General features: G+C 35.9%; 21 protein-coding genes. 14 read left to right on the top strand and 7 right to left on the bottom strand.

What is annotated here, in order from left to right; all coding sequences use genetic code 11:
- Positions 1-50: 50 nt before the first annotated feature.
- Positions 51-815 (bottom strand): PEP-CTERM sorting domain-containing protein, encoded by a 765-nt coding sequence (locus VB797_RS04590; protein ID WP_323236465.1) that lies wholly within the window; start codon positions 813-815, stop codon positions 51-53.
- Between the two features lie 109 nt (positions 816-924).
- Here VB797_RS04590 and VB797_RS04585 point away from each other — a divergent pair, with 109 nt between their 5' ends.
- Positions 925-1,545, top strand: coding sequence for a DNA-3-methyladenine glycosylase 2 family protein (locus VB797_RS04585; protein ID WP_323236464.1), 621 nt, complete (start codon positions 925-927; stop codon positions 1,543-1,545).
- 88 nt (positions 1,546-1,633) lie between these two features.
- Positions 1,634-2,092, top strand: coding sequence for a cupin domain-containing protein (locus VB797_RS04580; protein ID WP_323236462.1), 459 nt, complete (start codon positions 1,634-1,636; stop codon positions 2,090-2,092).
- A gap of 11 nt (positions 2,093-2,103) precedes the next feature.
- On the opposite strand, the gene VB797_RS04575 is transcribed toward VB797_RS04580, so the two are convergent.
- The gene (locus VB797_RS04575) at positions 2,104-3,681 is read right to left on the bottom strand and encodes a hypothetical protein (RefSeq protein WP_323236461.1); all 1,578 of its coding nucleotides are present in this window, start codon (positions 3,679-3,681) and stop codon (positions 2,104-2,106) included.
- Between the two features lie 256 nt (positions 3,682-3,937).
- Here VB797_RS04575 and VB797_RS04570 point away from each other — a divergent pair, with 256 nt between their 5' ends.
- From VB797_RS04570 to VB797_RS04535, 8 genes are all read left to right on the top strand, one after another.
- On the top strand, positions 3,938-4,594 hold the full coding sequence (locus tag VB797_RS04570) for an acetoacetate decarboxylase family protein (RefSeq protein WP_323236460.1): 657 nt from the start codon (positions 3,938-3,940) through the stop codon (positions 4,592-4,594).
- A 25-nt stretch (positions 4,595-4,619) separates the two neighbouring features.
- Positions 4,620-5,273, top strand: a complete 654-nt coding sequence (locus VB797_RS04565) for a methyltransferase family protein (RefSeq protein ID WP_323236459.1) — start codon at positions 4,620-4,622, stop codon at positions 5,271-5,273.
- Positions 5,274-5,419: 146 nt separating this feature from the next.
- Positions 5,420-6,118 carry a hypothetical protein gene (locus tag VB797_RS04560; RefSeq protein ID WP_323236458.1) on the top strand — a complete coding sequence of 233 codons (699 nt, stop codon included), beginning with the start codon at positions 5,420-5,422 and terminating at the stop codon, positions 6,116-6,118.
- Between the two features lie 157 nt (positions 6,119-6,275).
- On the top strand, positions 6,276-7,433 hold the full coding sequence (locus VB797_RS04555; RefSeq protein ID WP_323236457.1) for a T4 RnlA family RNA ligase: 1,158 nt from the start codon (positions 6,276-6,278) through the stop codon (positions 7,431-7,433).
- Between the two features lie 309 nt (positions 7,434-7,742).
- The gene (locus tag VB797_RS04550) at positions 7,743-9,392 is read left to right on the top strand and encodes an ATP-binding protein (protein WP_323236456.1); all 1,650 of its coding nucleotides are present in this window, start codon (positions 7,743-7,745) and stop codon (positions 9,390-9,392) included.
- 109 nt (positions 9,393-9,501) lie between these two features.
- Complete coding sequence (locus VB797_RS04545) at positions 9,502-12,228, top strand: response regulator (protein WP_323236455.1); 2,727 nt, start codon at positions 9,502-9,504, stop codon at positions 12,226-12,228.
- Between the two features lie 190 nt (positions 12,229-12,418).
- Positions 12,419-12,796 (top strand): response regulator, encoded by a 378-nt coding sequence (locus VB797_RS04540; RefSeq protein ID WP_323236454.1) that lies wholly within the window; start codon positions 12,419-12,421, stop codon positions 12,794-12,796.
- A 236-nt stretch (positions 12,797-13,032) separates the two neighbouring features.
- Entirely contained in the window at positions 13,033-13,467 is a 435-nt protein-coding gene (locus VB797_RS04535) for a KGK domain-containing protein (protein ID WP_323236452.1), read from the top strand.
- A gap of 313 nt (positions 13,468-13,780) precedes the next feature.
- On the opposite strand, the gene ychF is transcribed toward VB797_RS04535, so the two are convergent.
- Positions 13,781-14,869 carry a redox-regulated ATPase YchF gene (gene ychF / locus VB797_RS04530; RefSeq protein WP_323236451.1) on the bottom strand — a complete coding sequence of 363 codons (1,089 nt, stop codon included), beginning with the start codon at positions 14,867-14,869 and terminating at the stop codon, positions 13,781-13,783.
- Positions 14,870-14,926: 57 nt separating this feature from the next.
- Between ychF and VB797_RS04525 the strand changes: the two genes are divergently transcribed.
- The 4 genes from VB797_RS04525 (at position 14,927) to VB797_RS04510 (ending at position 17,507) form a co-directional block, all read left to right on the top strand.
- The gene (locus VB797_RS04525; protein WP_323236450.1) at positions 14,927-15,064 is read left to right on the top strand and encodes a hypothetical protein; all 138 of its coding nucleotides are present in this window, start codon (positions 14,927-14,929) and stop codon (positions 15,062-15,064) included.
- 208 nt (positions 15,065-15,272) lie between these two features.
- A complete protein-coding gene (locus tag VB797_RS04520) occupies positions 15,273-15,617 on the top strand; it encodes a type II toxin-antitoxin system RelE/ParE family toxin (RefSeq protein WP_323236449.1) in 345 nt (114 codons plus the stop codon).
- Complete coding sequence (locus VB797_RS04515) at positions 15,604-15,912, top strand: transcriptional regulator (RefSeq protein ID WP_323236447.1); 309 nt, start codon at positions 15,604-15,606, stop codon at positions 15,910-15,912. The genes VB797_RS04520 and VB797_RS04515 overlap by 14 nt, the downstream gene beginning before the upstream one ends.
- Before the next feature lie 128 nt (positions 15,913-16,040).
- A complete protein-coding gene (locus tag VB797_RS04510) occupies positions 16,041-17,507 on the top strand; it encodes an aminotransferase class I/II-fold pyridoxal phosphate-dependent enzyme (protein ID WP_323236446.1) in 1,467 nt (488 codons plus the stop codon).
- A gap of 100 nt (positions 17,508-17,607) precedes the next feature.
- Here VB797_RS04510 and VB797_RS04505 read toward each other — a convergent pair whose 3' ends face one another.
- The 4 genes from VB797_RS04505 to trmD all read right to left on the bottom strand — a co-directional run bounded on the left by VB797_RS04505 (position 17,608) and on the right by trmD (position 20,758).
- Positions 17,608-18,189 (bottom strand): hypothetical protein, encoded by a 582-nt coding sequence (locus VB797_RS04505; RefSeq protein ID WP_323236445.1) that lies wholly within the window; start codon positions 18,187-18,189, stop codon positions 17,608-17,610.
- Between the two features lie 48 nt (positions 18,190-18,237).
- The gene (locus VB797_RS04500) at positions 18,238-19,260 is read right to left on the bottom strand and encodes a glucokinase (protein WP_323236444.1); all 1,023 of its coding nucleotides are present in this window, start codon (positions 19,258-19,260) and stop codon (positions 18,238-18,240) included.
- A 104-nt stretch (positions 19,261-19,364) separates the two neighbouring features.
- Complete coding sequence (ispF, locus tag VB797_RS04495) at positions 19,365-19,841, bottom strand: 2-C-methyl-D-erythritol 2,4-cyclodiphosphate synthase (RefSeq protein WP_323236443.1); 477 nt, start codon at positions 19,839-19,841, stop codon at positions 19,365-19,367.
- 203 nt (positions 19,842-20,044) lie between these two features.
- Complete coding sequence (trmD, locus tag VB797_RS04490; protein ID WP_323236442.1) at positions 20,045-20,758, bottom strand: tRNA (guanosine(37)-N1)-methyltransferase TrmD; 714 nt, start codon at positions 20,756-20,758, stop codon at positions 20,045-20,047.
- Positions 20,759-20,916: the final 158 nt, after the last annotated feature.

Here is a 20,916-nt window from a genome sequence, read left to right as displayed (position 1 = left end):
AACAGATTTATATGGAAAATAAGCAATTTTTACACCTATCAAAATAAACGTTACAATTTCCGTTTCATGGTAAAACCTGAAGCAAATAAAGTTACAAGACCAAATATTAAACTTGGTTCAGGAATGGATTTTTGAGAAACTTTAGAAGCAATTGGAAGTTGACGAATTGCAAAGGAATTATAGAAATCGTTTCCTTCTAAATCGTCGGGAACGTTTAGGGAAAATGTGAAATCCACCGATTCACCGGGCGCTACGTTACCGCCAGACCAGTTAAGATTAAAAGAACCATCGGGGTTGACTTGGGAAAATTTCGACGAGGTAAGTTGAGCGTTATTAAAACTGGGAATTGCAAAGCCGCGAGGAACTAAAATTACCGCAGGGGATGCGAAGTTATCTCCACCTAAGCCACCATCTGATAAAAACCCAATTTCAAAATTAAAGCCGTCCCAAGTTGCTTGAGTACTATTTACAACTGTTTCACTCAGTAAATACTCTGTAGTTCCACCAGAAGCCTCAACAAATAATTTGGTGTCAATAGGAGCAATCTCGCGGAAAGTTTTAGGAGTACAGGATAAACCGGGATTGTTAATTTGGTTCCCACTACCGTTAGGAAAAGCTGTATCTACGGGAGTTTGCACCTGCGAACAAAACACATCCCCTTGACCAGTACCCCCTGGAGGGCTGATGCTGGTAATTATTCTGGCTTGTGCAATGCTGTTAAAGGTTAGGGAGATGGTTAAGGTGGTTGCGAGAGTTTTAATGATTTTTTTGATAGTTCCCATGAAGTTTATCTTTAAAATAGATTTGATTCTCATGGTATTCGCTGAGGCTAAAAATTACTAATATTTTCGGTATTTACTTAATAATTCGTTTATTTAACCGCAGAGACGCTGAGTACGCAGAGAAAAGAAAAGAGAGAGAAGAATGAATTTAGATCGATCGCTTACTGAAGAAAGCTTTAAGTTGGGTTTGAAAGAACTTGCTACCAAAGACGAAGATTTTGCGGAAATACTCGAAAAATGGGGAAATCCACCGAGATGGGAAGAAGATGCGGGTTTTTCGGGATTGGTGCGAACGATTTTAGGACAGCAGGTTTCGGTTGGTTCTGCAAATGCGACTATGAAGCGTTTGTGCGATCTGGGACCTCTGACACCGGAAAATTTACTCGAATTAGATGATACCCAGTTAAAAGCTTGTGGAATCAGCCGTCAAAAAATAGTTTATGTCAAAGAATTAGCTACAGCAATTACCAAACAAGAACTAGATTTACAACAATTAGCGATTGCTGACGACACAACTATTAGAAACCAACTCAAGCGGATCAAAGGAATCGGTGATTGGACGGTTGATATATATTTATTGATGTCTTTACAGCGTCCGGATGCGTTTCCTAAAGGTGATTTGGGAGTAATTGCTGCTTATCAAAAATTAAAAAATTTATCAACACGTCCCACCCCAGATGAGCTTGAAATTATCGCCGAAAAATGGCGACCTTGGAGAGCGATCGCTGCTAGGATTTTATGGCACTATTATTTGAATAGGTAATTGGTAATTGTTAATTGGTAATTGGTAATTGATAACTCCTAACTCTTATACTGATAAATGATAACTGCTAACTGCTCACTGATAACTGATGATAATTAATCCTGAAGAAGTACCAATTCAACAAAGTACAAATTACCCAGAGGAATTCAAATCGATAGTTGCGGGAAGATTTCGTCAGCGGTTGGGAAATTTTGCCGGATTGAAGAATTTTGGCGTAAATCTAGTAAAGTTATCACCTGGAAGCGCTTCTGCATTAAGACATTGGCATTCACATGAAGATGAATTTATTTATGTTTTAGAAGGGGAATTAACTATAATTACCGACACGGGGGAAGAATTTTTAACATCGGGAATGGCTGCTGGTTTTCCAGCAAATGAAGCCAACGGACATCATTTAGTCAACCGTTCTGAGCAAGTTGCAGTTTATTTAGAAATTGGCGATCGCGTTGATAATGACACTGTATATTATCCCGATAATGATTTAATTGCTAAACCTGGTGATGGTAAATCAATATTTACTCGTAAAGATGGGACGAGTCATGGTTAGTTATTAGTTTATCATTTATCAGATTTATGCTTTTTAAATAATAAATCAGATTTGGTTGATTTAGTTTTAGTTTTTTTAAAAAGTCCTTTTTGTTGATAACGCTGTGTCAAAAAATGTGATGCTACTTTCCACGCAATAATACCAACAATTATACTTATCGAAAAAGAAAGTATAAAATGCAAAACGTCAAAAGGTATGTCAATATATTTTTTTATAAAATTTAAGAAAATCCTTTGTTTTCCTGAAAAAGCACCTGCTTCATAACTAGACGCAAAATTTCCCGCAAAAGCAATACCAATACCCAAGCTCGTAATTGTAGTTTGTAGTTCTCGTTCTCTATTTGCCTGTTCAATTGCTATCTGTCCTCGGAGTGCATCAACTACATTATCAACCAAATCAATACCGTGTTGAAAATATGCTAACTCCGCTGCAATTTGGTCTTTGAAGGAACGACAAGCTCTTTCTCCAAAAAAAATTAAAAATCCTAAACTTTCATTAGGAAAAAAGCTTTTCATCTCCCGGATTTTATCAGTATAGTTTCGAGTATTATCAACTATAGTATTTTGATGGTCTTCTATATCTCTCAAAACATTTGCATATCTAACTGACATTTGGGTCAATTCGATTAAGTCCTGAGATATTTCTATTAAATTAAAATTGTTTAGTCCTTTTTTTAGAGATGAATTTGTAATCATTCCTTCTAACTTTTTTTCTATTTTAAGATTTCTAATTTTTGCTTTGTTAGTATGCATCCTTGTTTCTTTATAAGCATTAATTATTTTAGTCCTAAACAAAAACAAATCTAATAAATTACTATAACTTTTTTCCACAATGTTTTTTTCATCTTTATCGTTAATTAACCAAATTAAAACATGGATATAATTATCTAACTGCCTAAAAATACCATATTCAAAAATTGGTCTACCTAATAACTTTCCGGCTCTATTAAATGCCGATTTTCTAAATCTAGTATCCTCGCAGAATAAAGCTTCTAGATATTGGTCGGCAATATTATTTTTTAACCATTCTAAAGATTTATTTCTATCCTTCCCGGTTAATTTAGCTGTAATTAGTATTGTCTGACCTAAAAATGGATTGCTATTTTCTTGAGATAAAAACAAACAGTTATCTGGATTTAGTTTATATTGTTTAATTTCTTCAATAGTAATTTTTGTGTTTTCCAATTTTTGTATTGGATAAAAACTTAAACCTAATGCGTAACTTTCATAAAGCTTTAATGGGTAGATTTCTGCTTGAATCTCCTGTTTTTGCTTAATAGAGATTGGAAAATAATTATCAATATCATAACTGTATATTTTTTTATCTACAGGAATATCAATAAAATCTGGCTTTTCTGTATGAGATAATTTCTGGTTAATGAGAATTTCTGTTACTAATTTTGTATTTTCTTGCTGCAAAAAATCTTTCAGGTTGAATTTATAAGATAATTTTCTTTGAACAATGCGATCGCACTGTTTCCATAACCAATCAGTATCTATATTTTCTACGTTTCCTAATAATTTATCTGATTTGGGAACGCGGGAATATGCAAATAGGTGAATTGTGGGAAGATAAATTTTACAACTCATTTTTTATGATGATTAAACGATAATATAAAATATTAGATACAACCTTGATACATGACTCAAGCAATTAGATAACTGAGGTTACAATTAAACTGGTTAAAGACTATGTATTATTGGCATTACGTTACATTAGTAAATGAATAAACTTATTATTACTTAACTGGTAGTAATTACTTTGTATAAAGCCACACTTCTATAATATTTATCACGATATTTTTATAATTGTCTTACCTTAGATAAAATAAATCCTTAACCGCTCATGACTTATCCTCCCGCACCTTGGACGCTCAAAGGCTATGCAGTTCAGACTTTACAGTTAGTTAATATCGAGCAAGCTTCCAAATTTATTCCCTCGGAGTTAAAAATTATTTCCTTTTTACCGGGAAAAACTTTGGGAGGTATCTATATATCTTGCTATGACGGCTCGTTATTAACATACAACGAATTGATAGTGGTTCCAGGATTTGTAAGCTATCAAGGAAATATTGGTGCTTGGATTTCCCACATTTATGTTGATAATCAAGATTCAGTCGCTGGAGGTAGAGAAATTTGGGGTTTACCTAAAGAAATGGCAGAGTTTTCTTGGAATGACGGTAGTGTCAGGGTTAGTCAAAATAATCGTGAATTATGCACTTTACGCTATCAAAAAGGTTTGTTAAACTTATCTATTTGGTGGCAACAAGGATTAAATGCTAGCAGCTTTAGCGGTTTGGGTTCTGAATTACTCTTATTTGAAAATCAGTTTAAAACACAAGTTGGTTTGCTTAAAGGTAATTTAGAAATTCCTCAAGCAAGCCCTTTTGCATCTTTGAAATTGGATAAACCTTTATGTACTTTAGACTTACAAAAACTAGAATTAATTGCTGGTGTTCCAAAGGTTGTAGGAGCAAAACAGCCAAATATAAGTTATAACTGATAATCAAATCTCCAGCAAACAAATTATGAAAGTAAAACACCCAATTAACTTACATAAAGGTTCAACATTTATATTTATTGTCGCGTTAATGGTAATCTATCAAAATTTTACTATTGGTACTTGGGTATATTTAGCGCTTCACGGTACTTATGGGATATTGTGGCTATTGAAAGACCGAATTTATCCCGATAAACAGTGGGAACAAGAAATTCCTTTACCTGTTGGGATATTAGGCTTTTTATTCATCAATCTATATTGGATAGCACCATTCATTTTAATTAGTAGCGGTTCGGTTCCTACTCCACCTTTGATTGCTGCGGCAATTTCGATTAATATCTTCGGAATATTTCTGCATTATAGTAGCGATGCTCAGAAATATTATACCCTCAAATACAAATCTGGGTTAATAACAGAAGGCTTTTTTGCTCGCTGTCGTAATACTAATTATTTGGGAGAAATCTGTATTTATTTTAGTTTTGCTTTGTTAGTTCAACATTGGCTACCATTTGCAATTTTAGGATTATTTGCAGCCATACTTTTCGTTCCTAATATGCTCAAAAAAGATAAATCTTTGTCTCGTTATCCAGAGTTTGCAGAATATCAAGCTAATTCTGGATTGTTATTACCTAAATTGTGGGGAAATACTCAAGTAGATACAGCACAGGTTAAAAGCAATTAGTCAGTCAGGTACTCAAAGTCCCTATCTAATAGCTAAAGTCCTCTCAAGAGGACTACAAAAAAAGAAAAAAATATTAAATAATTTAATCCAAAATACACAGTTTTGAGATATGAATTTACTTTGTTGTTAATGCTTAAAATAGTTTTATGAATCTCAGAAATAATTTAGATATTACCGTACCAGAAACTCTAATTCAACGCTTACAACAAACCAAAGAAGCTGTAAAAGAAAATTTTAATGATTTTACCGATGATTGGAAGCAAACAGCAATTCAAGGTACGCAAAATGCTATGGATAGATTTAATAACACTATAGAAAACACAAAAGCTTCTTTAGAACAAAATTTACCACAGGTTGGAATACAAAATGTTCTTACTTCTTCGGTCTCAGATTGGTACGATCAACATCCGGCATTTTCAAAAGTTATCACATTATTTAACTGGTCAATAAGTCATCCTATTATTAGTTTCATTCTAATTGTATTTAGCTTAGCTATTTTTTGGAGCCTAATCAAAGCAATTGGTCGTTTAATTGAATCTGCGAGTTTATCGATACTACAAATACCTTTAAAGTTATTCCAAGCTCTAATTAAATATATTTGGCGATCGCTAAGTAAGTTTAGCAATTTCACAACTCAAAAAAATACCGATACAAAAATACTAGAGAAAACTTCCAAACATCAAATACAAAATATTACTGCTTATCAAATAGTTCCCTGTAGCAAACAGCAAAGATTAAAAGATATTTCTGCAAGGTTAGAAGATATTCAACGGGAACAGCAAGAACTTTTACAAGAAGCCGCAGACATCTTGGATTCGGAAAGAATTAATAGTTCGGTTAATTAGCCGTTGGTTACAATGTTCCCAAGTTGAGAATTTGGGAACGAGGAACGAAAGTCATGAGTAATGCCGTATTTTCAGTTGTGATCGCGCTTGTTTCTTAGAGTTAAGCTACCTGTATTATGTACTACAATAATAATACACAAATATATTTACATCTTTTATGGCAGAAATTACCAAAGAACAAATTGAAGCAACTTGGGGGGTGCATCCAGCACGAATAATTACTTTTAACGAACTGTATCAAGGACTTTTAGAAAATGTCAAAGCCAGAAATATTATCCGTATTATTGATGGTAATTTAGAGCTTTTTAACTATACCACCCACGCACAATATAATGCCAATTGGAATGTTTTTACGCTGATTGCGAGGGGATTAATTATTGATGTAAAAAAGCAAACGGTAATTGCAACTCCTTTCCCTAAATTTTTTAATTTTGGTGAAGCAAAAGTTTGGGATACTGACAAAGTTCCTGGGGAAATTCTGGTTTCTCAAAAGTATGATGGTTCTTTGGGTATTATCTTTTTTGATAACGAAAAATGGCGAGTAGTAACGCGAGGTTCGTTTAATTCTGACCCTGCTATTTGGGGGCAAAAATGGTTAGATGAAAATGTAGATACTCGTGTATTAGAAGTTGGAAATACCTACCTCTTTGAAATTATTTATTTAGGAAATCGAGTTGTCGTACCTTATGATTTCCAGGGAATGGTTTTACTCGGTGCTTATAATATAAATGGATGCGAATATAGTAGAGAGCAAGTCGAGATATTAGCGGATAAACTGAAAATAAAAGTTGCAGAAGTAGAGATATTTGAATCAGTTAATAAGTTGATGCAATCAGCCCAAACCTTGGATCGATACAGCGAAGGATGGGTAATTCGATTTGCAAACGGACATCGTTTGAAGGTCAAAGGTGCTGAATATTGTCGTCTCCATCGTGTAGCATCCCAAGTAACACCGTTAGCATTGTGGGAAGTATTGATGGAGGGTGACGATCTCGAAGCGATACGAATGGAACTACCCGAAGAACATTTGCAGCAATTTGATCGAATCTGCTCGATTTTATCAGCTAAGTTAGAATCGCTAATTGAACAGATTGCAGATAATTGTCAGCGTACACAGCATATTTCGGATAAAGAGGTCGGTTTGGCTTTAAATAAAGGTAAATGGGAGGATGGTACCCCGGTTAGTGAAATAGAAAGAAAGTTTCTATTTGCAGTTAGAAAACAAGACTTCTTTAATAACGTTCGTCAAAGGGGACATCGCTGTCGTAAAATGGCGTTTGAAATCTTCCGTCCTGCTGGAAATCAATTAAATTAAATGACTATCTAATAGAAAATATTATTTAGATATAGATAAAATAGGAATTTACTACCTTAAAATTGGTCAATACGCTTAAGAAATCCAGATTATCGTCTTTTACAATGTAAAAAGCGTTTTTTTTAAATCTGGTAATTTTGTGCAGATTTTGGGAAACCTAAATATATGACTTCTTAATATAGTATGTTTTTGCTTTATTTAATACAAGGTTAAGAGTAAGAGGTTAAAGCCTTTTAAATATATCCAGTTATATTGGTAAAGCAAATGAGTAATTTTTCTTAGTGTTCCCAGTTTTGAGGCTGTTCGCTGATGATTCAGATTAATTTTAATAAATTTTTAACTCAAAAAGATATTACTTATCTGATAACAAATATTTTCGCAACCGATGGAACATCTTTCTATATTATTAATACCGATGGGAAAGTCCTCTATGGTACGTATCAAGAGCAATTAACCGAAAGATATCCGGTTGAATTTTCTGATCGTATTTGTGCTTGGGTGGTTGGTGATTCTAAGGCTTTATCAGTTTCGCAATTGCTTTCTTTTTTAGTTAAACAAGAATGTGAAAAAAAGTCATTAGCAAAGGAATTATTAGAAAGATATGAAGAAATAGATTTATTTGATGAGCTATCTACCCAAATTACTAATAGTTTAGATATCAATCAAATTGCTCAATTAGTTTTAGAAAGAATTAGTACAATAATTAAATGTAATGTTGGTGTTTTTTTATTATTAGATTCTCCAACGGGTCAGCTTCAACCTTTATCTAAATTTGGTGATGTTAGCTGTTTACAATTTCCGATAACTTTAGGTAAAGGTATTTTAGGTGAGATAATTGCAAGAGGAAAGGGAGAGATAGTTAATAATATTTGTGATAGTTTAAATTGTGTTGATAATGATAAATCAACTCAAACCATCGCTTCATTAATTTGCGTTCCTTTGAAGAGTAAAGATCGGGTAATTGCCGCGATCGCAGTTGGTAGTCAAACACAAATTAACTATACTACCGAAGAGTTTAAAGTATTAAATATCTTTGCTACTCAAGCAGCGATCGCCATTGAGAAAGCGCTACTATACGAACAAAGTGTAAATGCGGCAAAATGCGCTCAGGAACAGACTAAACAGCTACAGCATACTTTAGATAAATTGCAGCAAACTCAAGCTCAGTTAGTACATAGTGAGAAAATGTCTAGCCTGGGACAAATGGTAGCTGGGATTGCTCATGAAATCAACAATCCTGTCAATTTTATTAAAGGTAATATTGGATATGGTTTCAATTATGCTCAAGATTTAATTGAATTGATAAATCTATATCAAGAAAATTATCCGCAACCTATACCAGAAATTGAAGAAAAAATAGAAGAGATTAACTTTGATTTTATTAAAGTAGATTTTCTACAACTACTTAACTCTATGAAAGTAGGAGTTAATCGAATTAAAGATATTGTCCGTTCTTTAGGAATTTTCTCGCACCTTGACAAAGCAGAAATTAAACCTGTTGATATTCATGAAGGGATTGATGGAACTTTGTTGATTTTACGTCATCGTTTGAATGCGAATGAAAAAAGACAATCTATTGAAATAGTTAAGGAATATGGTGAAATACCTGTAGTAAACTGTTATGCAGGACAGTTGAATCAAGTATTTATGAATATTCTTAGCAATGCGATCGATGCTTTACAAGAAAAGGGAGATTTGATCGTAATTCGCACTCAGATAATGAGTGATAATTGGGTAAATATCTCTATTATTGATAACGGACCGGGAATAGCTGAAGATATTCAAAAAAAACTATACGACCCCTTTTTTACCACAAAAGAAGTTGGTAAAGGTACGGGTTTAGGTATGGCAATTAGCTATCAAATTATAGTAGAAAAACATGGTGGAGTGTTGAAATGTTTATCGGAATTAGGTAAAGGAACAGAATTCAGTATTCAGATACCAATTGAGCCTAATTAAGAGATATATTATTCCGAACTTCAGAAAAATAAAATATTTTTTGCATTCTCGTGTTATTTCCGGAAAGTTAATGGGAAAACTATTAACAAGTACTTTTAATATAAAAAACATGAGTTCAAATAGTTTATTAACCCTAAAATCGCTGCAAAAGCCAAACTACAGATGGTTAAAAAGTCTGAAAGTAAATCATAAAATTGCCCTGGGATATGCAGTTGCTTTAGGAATCTCCTTTTTTGGAACTATTTCCGGAATAATAATTGGCAATTATTTGGAAAGAGAGGCTTTAGAAAAACAAGAATACGCTTTAAATAAAACTATTGAATTCCATCGTCTGCAAACAGGAATTTTACAGATTAGAACCCATCAACAACAGTTAATCCCATTAACCAAGCAGTCAGAAGATTTTAAGCAAGAGTATGGTCATATTATCAAGCATTCACAAGCAATTCAAGAAAGTTGGTCGAAAATCAAATCTATAACGGAAGAAGACAAATATTATCACTCGATCACAGAAATAATAAAATTAAATAATTTCATTCAATCCTACGAAGGTGTTCCAAGAAAATATTTACAATCGTTAAATCAACTGGTTCAGGAAATTACTGTCCTTAATTTAGATTCAACAGAAAATATTACAACTGCTCAAAATGAGCTTTTAAAATTTACTAATAGCAGTTTGGCAATTAAATTTGATGGAATTTCCGACGATTTGACCGAAATCATCCATTTTTTCTATCAGGAAGCAGAAGAAGCAAAAAAAGATTTACAATATTCAATTTACTTCCGTAATCTGATTGCTTTAAGCGGTGTTTTTATATCTATTATTATTGCCATTTTGTTAGCTAGACGTATCAGTCGAGCTATATCATCCCCGATTATTGAATTAACAGATTTTGCTAAAAAAGTAACTGAATTAGAAGATTTTAATTTACAAACTTCAATTAGTACAGAGGATGAAATTGGCAGTTTAGCATCTTCTTTCAACCATTTAATTAACCGAGTCAACCAACTGATTGCAGAACAAAAATCAACTACAGCAAGCTTAAGAGCTATTATTAACAATCTACCGGATGGTTTATTAGTCAGCGATAGCAACGGTAAGATAATCAAGTACAATCCTGCTGTCACCAAGATGTTTGGGTTAGGAACTGAAGATGTAGATATTAGAGGAATTTACTGTGAAGAATTTATTCCTGAAATAGTAGAACTAGTAAACAAAGTTCAGCAAAATCCTACAGTTGTGCTGACAACAGAATTAAAATTAAATGATAATCAAATTGTTAAAGCATCTGTTACCACAATTGTAGAGACTGATTGTCAAGGTTCACATTGTAAATGTTTGGGTTCAATTATTTTGTTCAGAGATATTACTTTGGAAAAAGAAATTGATGCAATGAAAACAGATTTTATTTCCACCGTTTCTCACGAATTGCGAACCCCCCTAACTTCTGTACTAGGATTTGCATCTATTATTCAAGAAAAGTTAAATGAAGATATTTTTCCTTTACTACCTACTGAAGAACGTAAAACTCAAAAAACTATTAGAAGAGTCAAGGACAATATTAATATTATTATTTCTGAAGCCGAACGTCTTACCGCTTTAATTAATGATGTATTAGATATTGCTAAAATGGAAGCAGGAAAGCTTGATTGGAAGCGAGAAAAGCTGAGTATTGAAAAAATAATTAACCGTTCTTTAGAAGCTATCTCATCTTTATTTATAGCCAAAAATTTAGAGCTGATTAAAGATATCGATCCAGAACTACCCCAAATTGATGGTGATGAGAACCGTCTTATTCAAGTATTAATTAATCTCATATCAAATGCTATTAAGTTTACTGATGAAGGTTCTATTATTTTTAGTGCTAAAGCCATGAATAACAATATAGTTGTGAGTGTCATTGATACGGGTTATGGTATATCTCAAGAAGACCAACCTAAAGTATTTGACAAATTCAAACAAGTAGGAGAAACTCTGACTGATAAACCCCAGGGTACGGGTTTAGGACTACCAATTTGTAAACAAATTATTGAACATCACGGTGGTAATATTTGGGTAGAAAGTGAATTAGGTAAGGGTAGTAATTTTTCGTTTTCTATCCCAATTTCTACAGTTACTGCAATTAATGAATTTGACAAAATCATTAATTTAGATAGTCTTGTCAAACAGTTAGAGGAACATTCTTACAAAAACACTCCTATTTCTAACGCACAAAAAACTATCCTAGTTGTTGATGACGATGCTAACATCCGTGAACTACTCAAGCAGTGTTTACAAGCTCAAGATTACACGGTTAGAGAAGCTAAAAATGGTTTAGATGCAATCAATCAAATCAAAACTGAAAAGCCAGACTTAATTATACTTGATGTCATGATGCCTCAAATTAATGGTTTTGATACTGCTGCTATAATTAAAAATGACCCGATAACAATGGATATTCCCATTATTATGTTATCTATTTTTGAAGATAAAGAAAGGGGATATCAGTTGGGTATTGATAGATATATGACTAAACCAATTAATAGTAATAATTTAATTCAAGAAATTGGTTTGTTGCTATCTCAAGGAGCATCAGCTAAAAAAGTTTTAGTAGTAGATACAACAGCTTCTACCTTATTAACTTTATCTGCAATACTTAAGGCTCAAGGTTATAACGTTGTAGAAGCATCTAACGGTGAAGAATGTATCGAAAAGGCTTTATCTATTAAACCTGATATGATTATCGTTGATTCCGTTTTATCTCAAGAGCATGATTTAGTTAAAACATTACGCTTTGAGAAAGGGTTAGAGAACTTCTTTTTTATTCTATTAGGTGATAGTGAAAAATCTAATTAGTTATGAATATTATTAATCAAGTTTAGACATAATTATACTAATAGGACTTACGCAACTGGCACATTTTTTTGTAGGGTGCTGTGACACTTTGATTGATTTTTAACGGAATAATCAGGTTTTTAGTGTCACGCACCATCCGAGTCTTGTGACAATCGCGTAAGTCCTGACTAAATCAAAATAAGAGGTAACTATGGATAAGAAAATTTTAATTGCAGACGACGAAGCGAATATTCGGATTTTAATGGAACAAGTTTTAGAAAAATTAGAAGATGAAGGTGTTGAATTACTGCTTGCCGAAAATGGACAACTAGCTTTAGAAACAATCAAAGATGAAAAGCCAGATTTAGTCTTTTTAGATATGATGATGCCAAAAATGAACGGTTTAGACGTATGTCGGACTGTCAAAAAAGAATTAAAGATTCCAAATATTTATATTATTATGTTGACAGCTAAAGGACAGGAGAACGATAAAGAAAAAGGTTTAGAAGTTGGTGCGGATTTATATATGACTAAACCTTTTCGTCCCAAAGCTATTTTGGAAAAATCACGGGAAATATTGGGAATATAGCCAGTTAGTTAAGTATTCATTTTTACCATAATACTTTTATTTCTCTCATTTAAATATAATGATTGATTTGTAGGGTGTGTTAGCGATCGCAGTAGCAAAGCTGAACCCGTAATGCACAATCGATTTATATTTTCATGCTGTCATTATCCGTGTTTCCACTAATTGATGAATATAAAATTGCTGAATAAGCTGGTAAATAACGAACAATATAGATTTATTTATTAACTAATTTTTATATGAACGATAAAAATGTTTCTATTTCCTTAGATTGCGATGATGATGTAGTGCTTTTTGAAAAAGATACTTTTAAAGTCAGTCGATTGAAAGAGTTGACTATCAGAGAAGTAAGAAAAAAGATTATAATCCAAATCCATGATTCCACAAACAAATCTGGCAGAGAAGGTATTAAATCTTTTTTAAAAACAATCACTATAGGAGAAGAAAATTTAACTTTCAATTACATCCAATTTGAAACTATTAAAGATTGTCAAATTCTTCAAGTTAATGGTAAAGGTTGGCAGAAAGGAAAACTTAATATTGAAATATGTATATCACCTGATACTAATAAACCCGATAAAGTGAATTTAGAATTCTTCCCCGAACAACCTATTAAACCAGAATCACCTTTAGATGATATTCGTAAGATGATACAAGTAATAGATGGTGCGTGACGCTACAAATCTTATAACCACAATTAATATTTATCGCAGCGTCACACACTAGGCTGTTGACTTTGTGGGTTTTTTTGGGCTAAAAGTTCATACAGTTTTTGTGTTGGCTTTTGACGGTCGGCAGAGCCGACTGTCATGGGTTCCCAGCCGGAGGCTGGGAACCAGTTAATGCATGAGCCAAAAACGGGTAAATTCTATCAAAGTCAACACCCTAGTCACACACCCTACAAGATTATAAATTAACTAAGGATTTACAACCCGCGCAGGCGGGTTTTGTTTGTGTAGCAGTGGTTTCAACCGCCAGGTCAAGCTTTTAATTAGTTAGAAATAACATGACATCACCTTCTTTAACAATATAATTTTTTCCTTCAGCGCGGACTAAGCCTTTTTCTTTTGCAGAACCTATCGAACCAGAAGCAACCAAATCCTCATAACTCACAGTTTCTGCACGAATAAATCCTTTTTCAAAATCGCTGTGAATTACACCTGCTGCTTGCGGTGCTGACATTCCAGCTTTGATTGTCCAAGCACGAGTTTCTTTTTCACCAGAAGTAAAATAAGTCCGTAAACCTAATAAGTCATAAGTAGTGCGAATCAAGGATTTCAAACCACCTTCTTTTACACCCAAAGAGTCGAGAAAATCACCTCTTTCTTCGTCCGATAATTCGACCAATTCCGATTCTACCTGTGCGGAAACTACGACTACCTGAGCATCTTCTTTTGATGCAATTTCTCGCACTTCTTCTACATATTTATTCCCAGTTGCCAAATCATCTTCAGAAACATTTGCAGCGTAAATAATTTTTTTCGCACTCAATAGTGTCAAAGGCTTAATTATTTCTGCTTCTTCTTCACTTAACTCGATTTGACGAACCGATTTACCTTCATTCAATTCTGCTGCAACCTTTTCCAACACCGACATCTCGAACTGAGCATCTTTATTCGATCGCGCTTGCTTGCGAGTCCGATCCATGCGACGCTCAACTTGGGTCAAATCTGCTAAAACAAGCTCCAAATTAATAACTTCAATATCTCTAGCAGGGCCAACCGAACCAGAAACGTGAATTACGTCATCATCTTCAAAACAACGCACCACATGAATGATCGCGTCAGTTTCCCGAATGTTGGACAAAAACTGGTTTCCCAATCCCTCACCCTTACTCGCACCCTTGACCAAACCAGCAATATCTACAAACTCTACCCGTGCTGGAACAATTTGCTTTGCAGAAGAAATCTTTGCTAAAACTTCTAAGCGTTCATCCGGTACCGAAACAATACCGACATTCGGCTCAATGGTGCAAAAAGGAAAATTAGCAGCTTCAGCCTTAGCATTAGCTACCACAGCATTGAATAAAGTAGATTTTCCCACATTAGGAAGTCCGACAATCCCGGCTCTTAGCATTTTGAATTTTAGATTTTGGATTTATAACTCACAGGTTATCTTAAATCCAACAGCAAATTGTTTCAAACAGGTTGGGGAATTGGTTGCGGTTCTGGACTGGGAACTGGTTCGGGTACGGGACTCGGTATCGGTTCCGGCATCGGTGGTGGTGCGGGTGCTGGTGTTGGATTTGGTCCGGGTATAGCAATTAGTTGAGGAAAAGTCATTGTCAGTTCAAATTAAGTTATTCTACCTTCTTAACTTAAATAGCGATCGCGCTTATTGACATCCTCCTAAAGGTTATGTCGAATTAGGGAATTGAGGATGGGGCATGGGATATTAATAAATGATATTTATATTTGATGTACTTTCACCTAAAAATGGTTAAATAATTGCTAAAACTGCTTACCAGTTTCTGTCGCATATGGAAGCACGACCCAGGGAAATTCTACGTTATATTACAATCGATGGCAAAGTTCCTTTTACCGAGTGGCTTGATAAACTTAAGGATAAGAAAGCCAAAGCTAAAATAAAAGAGAGACTTACAAGAGTTAGTCTTGGTAATTTAGGAGATTATAAATCAGTCGGAGAGAACGTTTTTGAACTAAGAATTGATTACGGTTCAGGCTATCGGGTTTACTTTGGTATGAGCGGTTCGACAATTGTGCTTTTACTTTTGGGTGGAGATAAAAGTACTCAAGACAAAGATATTCTTAGAGCAAGGGAGTATTGGGTAGACTATGAAGAAACTGAAAATGGCAACGAGTGATAGTTACCAAAATTATTTAGTAGAATCTCTCAAGGATAGCGAAGAAGCTGCTGCTTATATTGAAGCAATATTAGAAGTAGAAAACCCCGAACCTCAATTACTATCATCAGCACTCAATGATGTGATTGATGCACGCTTAAGGATGAACAATCTTTCCGAAGCCGCAAAACTTAATTGGGAAACACTTAAGCAACTATTGGTTTTGAGCGGTGGTGCGGAAATTTATCAATTGGTAGCGCTATTAAATACACTCGGTTTTTCATTGGTAGTAAATTTTCAAGAAGAAGAGAGTTGATAAAATTTACATTGATAATTGCTACTCCCTTCCCGCTTTATAATTACCTATGTCTCTTTCCTCTGCGCTCTCTGCGTCTCTGCGGTTTTTTTATCGGTAATCTTCTACGGGGAAGTAATTGATTCAATATGCTAGATCAAAATCAAACTCCTCTACTCGATGCTCTAATAACTAACGTTAAACGTCCCCACGCACCCTTCTATACCCCCGGACACAAGCAGGGAAAAGGAATTTCGCCAAAACTCGCCAAAACTTTCGGTAAAGCTGTATTCCGCGCCGATTTAACCGAATTAACCGAATTAGATTGTCTTTTCACACCCCACGGAGTTATTCAACAAGCCCAACAACTTGCAGCCGAAGCATTTGGTGCATCACAAACTTGGTTTCTTGTCAATGGTTCCACTTGCGGAATAGAAGCGGCAATTCTGGCAACCTGTGGCGATCGCGATAAAATCATTCTCCCCCGCAACGTTCATTCTTCGGTAATTTCGGGTTTAATTCTCTCCGGTGCGATACCAATTTTTATCAATCCCGAATACGATCCAATTTTAGATATAGCTCACAGCATCACGGTTCAAAGTTTAGCAAAAGCATTGCAACAACATCCCGACACCAAAGCGGTGATGATGGTTTACCCGACATATTACGGAGTATGTGGAGAGATTCGAGAAATTGCCAAACTTACCCATGAATACAATATTCCCCTATTAGTAGACGAAGCCCACGGCGCACATTTCGCATTCCATCCCGAATTACCCATTTCAGCTTTAAATGCAGGTGCCGATTTAACCGTACAGTCCACCCATAAAACCCTCGGTGCCATGACTCAAGCTTCAATGCTGCACGTACAAGGGGAGAGAATAAATATTGACCGTATCAACAAAGCCTTACAACTTTTACAGTCTACCAGTCCCAGCTATTTACTACTAGCTTCATTAGATGCAGCACGGCAACAAATAGCACTCCACGGCAAAAAATTACTTACCGAAACTTTGCAGCTTGCAGATCGAGCCAGAAATAAAATTAGTCAAATACCCGGATTATCAGTTTTTGAATATTTTAATTTAGACAAAACCCGCTTAAGCGTAACCGTTTCCGAGTTGGGAATAACAGGATTTCAAGCAGAAGATATTTTAGAAGAACTTAACGTTATTCCTGAATTTGCTTCACTGCAACATCTGACATTTATTATTAGCTTGGGTAACACAGCAGCAGATATAGAACAATTAGTAAAAGCTCTTACTACCTTAGCGAAAGAATATAGTAAAAACCTCACCCCCTTCCCCTCTCCTTGTCAAGGAGAGGGGTGTCTGACAGCACGGGATGAGGTTATTTTCCAGGCAGAAATTACAGAGCGATCGCCACGTCAAGCATTTTTCGCTCCTACAGAAACCATATCTATCGAACAAACAATAAACCGTACCTGTGCCGAAATCGTCTGTCCCTACCCACCAGGAATTCCTGTATTAATGCCAGGAGAAATCATTACCACCACAGCATTAGAATATTTACAAAAAGTACAGGCGATGGGTGGTTTTATCAGTAATTGTGCGGATACTACTTTGCGTACTTTGAAAGTAGTTAAGGAGGGGTAATTGGTAATGGGTGATAGCGAGCAATAAATTTATAAATCCTTTCTTCTCACTTCGATAACTCTTTTCCAATTCCCAATTACCAATTACCAATTACCAATTCCTATTTCTTCAAAACTACTTGAAAAGAATTCAAATATCCTCGAATGCTTTTACCAAGGTATTTTTCTTGTTCTTTAGTAGTAATTACCATTGCTTGATATAAACGTCCTTCGGCGAAAAACATCCGGTTTCTGGTGATTTTACCGGCGGAGTTGACGTATTCGATTTCTTTACCGGGCTGATTATTAGAACTACGAATGTTTTGCTGACTGACTAATTTGGATTGCGTGGTTTCTAATGCCATATCTCGCGCATTGTTCAACACGACATCAGGATTTGCTAAACTGCCGTAACTATGGGGAAAGTCGTTGTATGCGACCACATAGGCTACTTGCTGTTTGGGAGGTTGAGCGAGAAAGATGTTTAAATTAATCTCTCCCATGAAGGTTTTTTTGGTTTCACTCATTGATTTGGGCATTCCCGGCATCAATACCTTAAAGCTACCGTCTGGGGAATTAAATACTTTCCATTGTGACTTGGTTGCTTGAGCTACGGCTGTTTGCTGTATTCTTACTTCCACTGCTGCAAGGCTACTAAATACCAAACCGGCGGCAATTAGGGGTAAAAAAGCTTTGTTTGTCATAGTTATTGCTTAAGAAGATGCTGATATTACTTATGCTGTTCGCTCCCGTTATAACCTAGAAGCATTAATTGCAGCACCTATTAAACCAACTTGGGAATTAAGAATTATATGTACGGGTATGTCTTGCAGGATGCTTCGCATTCTACCTTTGCTACTGAAATTCAATAAAAAGTTGCCGTTTTGTATCAAAGGCAGGATTTTTGGTCCAATTCCACCAGCGATATACAAACCACCGTAGGGTAGTAGTTTAAGGGCAAGATTCCCCGCTTCCGCACCGTATGCTTCCACGAATAATTGCATAGTTTGTTCGCTAAGGCGATCGCGACTTTCCAGAGCAGCCATACCAATTGCGGCACCGGGGTCTACAGTTTTTTCTTGTCCTGCTTCTCTTTCCCAAGTCGTCACCACCTGAGCAACTTCTGGAGATTCTACGGCAATTTTGCGATCGCGTAAAAATTGATAAATTGAGACGATTCCCATCCCTGAAACAACTCTTTCTACCGATACCCGCTGGATATCGTGTTTATCAAGGAGATACTTCAACAGTTGAAATTCCAATTCGGTACGAGGAGCAAAGTCAGAATGTCCCCCTTCAGAAGGGAATACTTGATGAGCAGTTCCAGCTTTAATTAAAAATCCTTGTCCCAAACCAGTACCCGCACCAATGATACCAATAGGAGCTTCCGGGTCAGGTTTACCTGCTTGTAAAGTTAAAATATCTTGCTTTTCCAAACCCAAAATACCATAGCCCACAGCAGCAAAATCGTTGATTAAAGTAACGTGAGCAATACCTAATTCTTCTTGCAAACGCGAACTATCGAGAAACCAAGCCAGATTAGTTAACTTAGCAGTATTGTTGACAACCGGACCCGCGATCGCAAAACAAGCCTTTTGAGGTGTAGCTGAGTTCGCTGCAGCTAAAAACTGCTTCACAATCGGCACTAAATCGGGAAAATTCTTACTGTCATAACGTTCTTCATGCAAAGTACGTAATACAGGCTTAGATGACGCTTCAACCAGACGCAAAATAGTTTTTGTACCGCCGATATCACCCGCTAATAACAATGTCATAATAATTTTGGATTACTTGTTAGTTGCTATTTCTCATCCTACGCGAGCATCTGACTCACACTTCAATCATTCGTAACAAGGCTACGGTTAAGAGTTCTTAATAACTATTTAATTAACAAAACTACAGCATAAGCACAAATCCCTTTCTCTTCACCAACAGGGCCTAATTTTTCATTAGTAGTAGCTTTGACACCAACTTGATTTGGTTCGATTTGCAAAACAGCGGCTAAGCGATCGCGCATTTTTTCAATGTAAGGTTTTAACTTAGGACGTTCTGCTACCACAACAGAATCAATATTACCAACACGCCAACCTTGTTCTTGAATTAAATGATTAACTTGATCTAAAAGCATCAAACTATCAGCACCAGCCCATCGAGCATCGCTAGGGGGAAAATAATGTCCGATATCCCCCAAAGAAAGCGCTCCCAACATCGCGTCCATAATCGCATGAGTCAGCACATCAGCATCGCTATGTCCCAACAAACCTAGAGAATGAGCAATTTCCACACCACCCAAAATCAACCGACGTTCGGTAGTTAAGCGATGGATATCGTAGCCGTTTCCAATACGAACATTCATAGTATTTTGGATTTTGGATTTTGGATTTTAGATACTTCGGCAAGCTCAGCACAAGTTTTAGATTTTGGATTGAGAATAGTGAAAAGTTAGGAGTTGTAAATTATTTCTCTCCTTGTCCCCCCATCACCCCATCACCCCATCACCTCATCTCCCCATCTCCCCATCTCCCCATCTCCCCATCACCCCATCACCCCATCTCCCCATCACCCCATCTCCCCATCCCCTCTCCCCCTTTCCTCCTCCCAGGCTTTATATAAATCGGGACGACGTTTGCGGGTTCTGGCGACTTGTTGTTCGTAACGCCATTGTGCAATTGCAGCATGGTTGCCGGATAATAAGACATCGGGGACTTTGCGATCGCGAAATACGGCGGGACGGGTGTATTGGGGATAATCAAGTAATCCTTCTTCAAAGCTTTCTAATTTTAAAGATTCCGTTTTACCTACCGTTCCGGGAAGCAAACGTACTACACCATTCATTAAAGCCATAGAAGGAATTTCACCCCCGGTAAGAATAAAGTCTCCTAGGGAAACTTCGCGGGTGACTAAATCTAATACTCGCTCGTCCACTCCTTCATAATGACCGCAGATGATGACTAATTGGTCGTAATTGCTCGCCAATTCTTTTAATAAAGGCTGATTGATGGTTTGTCCTTGGGGACTCATCATAATTACTTCTCTTCGACTCATGACTGGTAGCGATTCCACAGCGGAAAATATGGGACCGGGCTTCATTAACATTCCGACACCTCCACCGTAAGGTTCGTCATCGACCTTTCGATGTTTGTCAGTGGTGAAGTCTCGCGGGTTGACAAAATGCACGCTAGCAATTTGTTTGGCGAGCGCTTTACCAATTAGTCCCGAACCCAAAACGGAAGTAAAACAATCAGGAAATAGCGTAACTATATCAAAACGCACAGTATTTCGTATTGAAGGACACTAATCTTAAAATGAAACCAGCTTCTAGATGCAGAAGTCTTGGTGAACTAAATTACATACAAACTTAATTAGGGTATATGAAAGTACACCCTTGTCGAAACTTTTCTGTGAAAACGAAAGTTTTTCTAATTACTTAA

Source organism: Rivularia sp. UHCC 0363 (assembly GCF_034931125.1).
Classification (GTDB): domain Bacteria; phylum Cyanobacteriota; class Cyanobacteriia; order Cyanobacteriales; family Nostocaceae; genus Rivularia.
The sequence above is the reverse complement of the archived record's forward strand: the minus strand, read 5'-3'. Positions and strand labels throughout refer to the sequence as shown.

Coding starts and splice junctions, on each gene's coding strand:
- VB797_RS04505 (WP_323236445.1), bottom strand. CDS start 18,189: ATGACAAACAAAGCTTTTTTACCCCTAATTGCCGCCGGTTTGGTATTT.
- VB797_RS04545 (WP_323236455.1), top strand. CDS start 9,502: ATGAGTTCAAATAGTTTATTAACCCTAAAATCGCTGCAAAAGCCAAAC.
- VB797_RS04575 (WP_323236461.1), bottom strand. CDS start 3,681: ATGAGTTGTAAAATTTATCTTCCCACAATTCACCTATTTGCATATTCC.
- VB797_RS04565 (WP_323236459.1), top strand. CDS start 4,620: ATGAAAGTAAAACACCCAATTAACTTACATAAAGGTTCAACATTTATA.
- VB797_RS04510 (WP_323236446.1), top strand. CDS start 16,041: ATGCTAGATCAAAATCAAACTCCTCTACTCGATGCTCTAATAACTAAC.
- VB797_RS04560 (WP_323236458.1), top strand. CDS start 5,420: ATGAATCTCAGAAATAATTTAGATATTACCGTACCAGAAACTCTAATT.
- VB797_RS04515 (WP_323236447.1), top strand. CDS start 15,604: ATGGCAACGAGTGATAGTTACCAAAATTATTTAGTAGAATCTCTCAAG.
- VB797_RS04550 (WP_323236456.1), top strand. CDS start 7,743: ATGATTCAGATTAATTTTAATAAATTTTTAACTCAAAAAGATATTACT.
- VB797_RS04500 (WP_323236444.1), bottom strand. CDS start 19,260: ATGACATTGTTATTAGCGGGTGATATCGGCGGTACAAAAACTATTTTG.
- VB797_RS04540 (WP_323236454.1), top strand. CDS start 12,419: ATGGATAAGAAAATTTTAATTGCAGACGACGAAGCGAATATTCGGATT.
- VB797_RS04570 (WP_323236460.1), top strand. CDS start 3,938: ATGACTTATCCTCCCGCACCTTGGACGCTCAAAGGCTATGCAGTTCAG.
- VB797_RS04520 (WP_323236449.1), top strand. CDS start 15,273: ATGGAAGCACGACCCAGGGAAATTCTACGTTATATTACAATCGATGGC.
- ispF (WP_323236443.1), bottom strand. CDS start 19,841: ATGAATGTTCGTATTGGAAACGGCTACGATATCCATCGCTTAACTACC.
- ychF (WP_323236451.1), bottom strand. CDS start 14,869: ATGCTAAGAGCCGGGATTGTCGGACTTCCTAATGTGGGAAAATCTACT.
- VB797_RS04580 (WP_323236462.1), top strand. CDS start 1,634: ATGATAATTAATCCTGAAGAAGTACCAATTCAACAAAGTACAAATTAC.
- VB797_RS04535 (WP_323236452.1), top strand. CDS start 13,033: ATGAACGATAAAAATGTTTCTATTTCCTTAGATTGCGATGATGATGTA.
- VB797_RS04585 (WP_323236464.1), top strand. CDS start 925: ATGAATTTAGATCGATCGCTTACTGAAGAAAGCTTTAAGTTGGGTTTG.
- VB797_RS04555 (WP_323236457.1), top strand. CDS start 6,276: ATGGCAGAAATTACCAAAGAACAAATTGAAGCAACTTGGGGGGTGCAT.
- VB797_RS04590 (WP_323236465.1), bottom strand. CDS start 815: ATGAGAATCAAATCTATTTTAAAGATAAACTTCATGGGAACTATCAAA.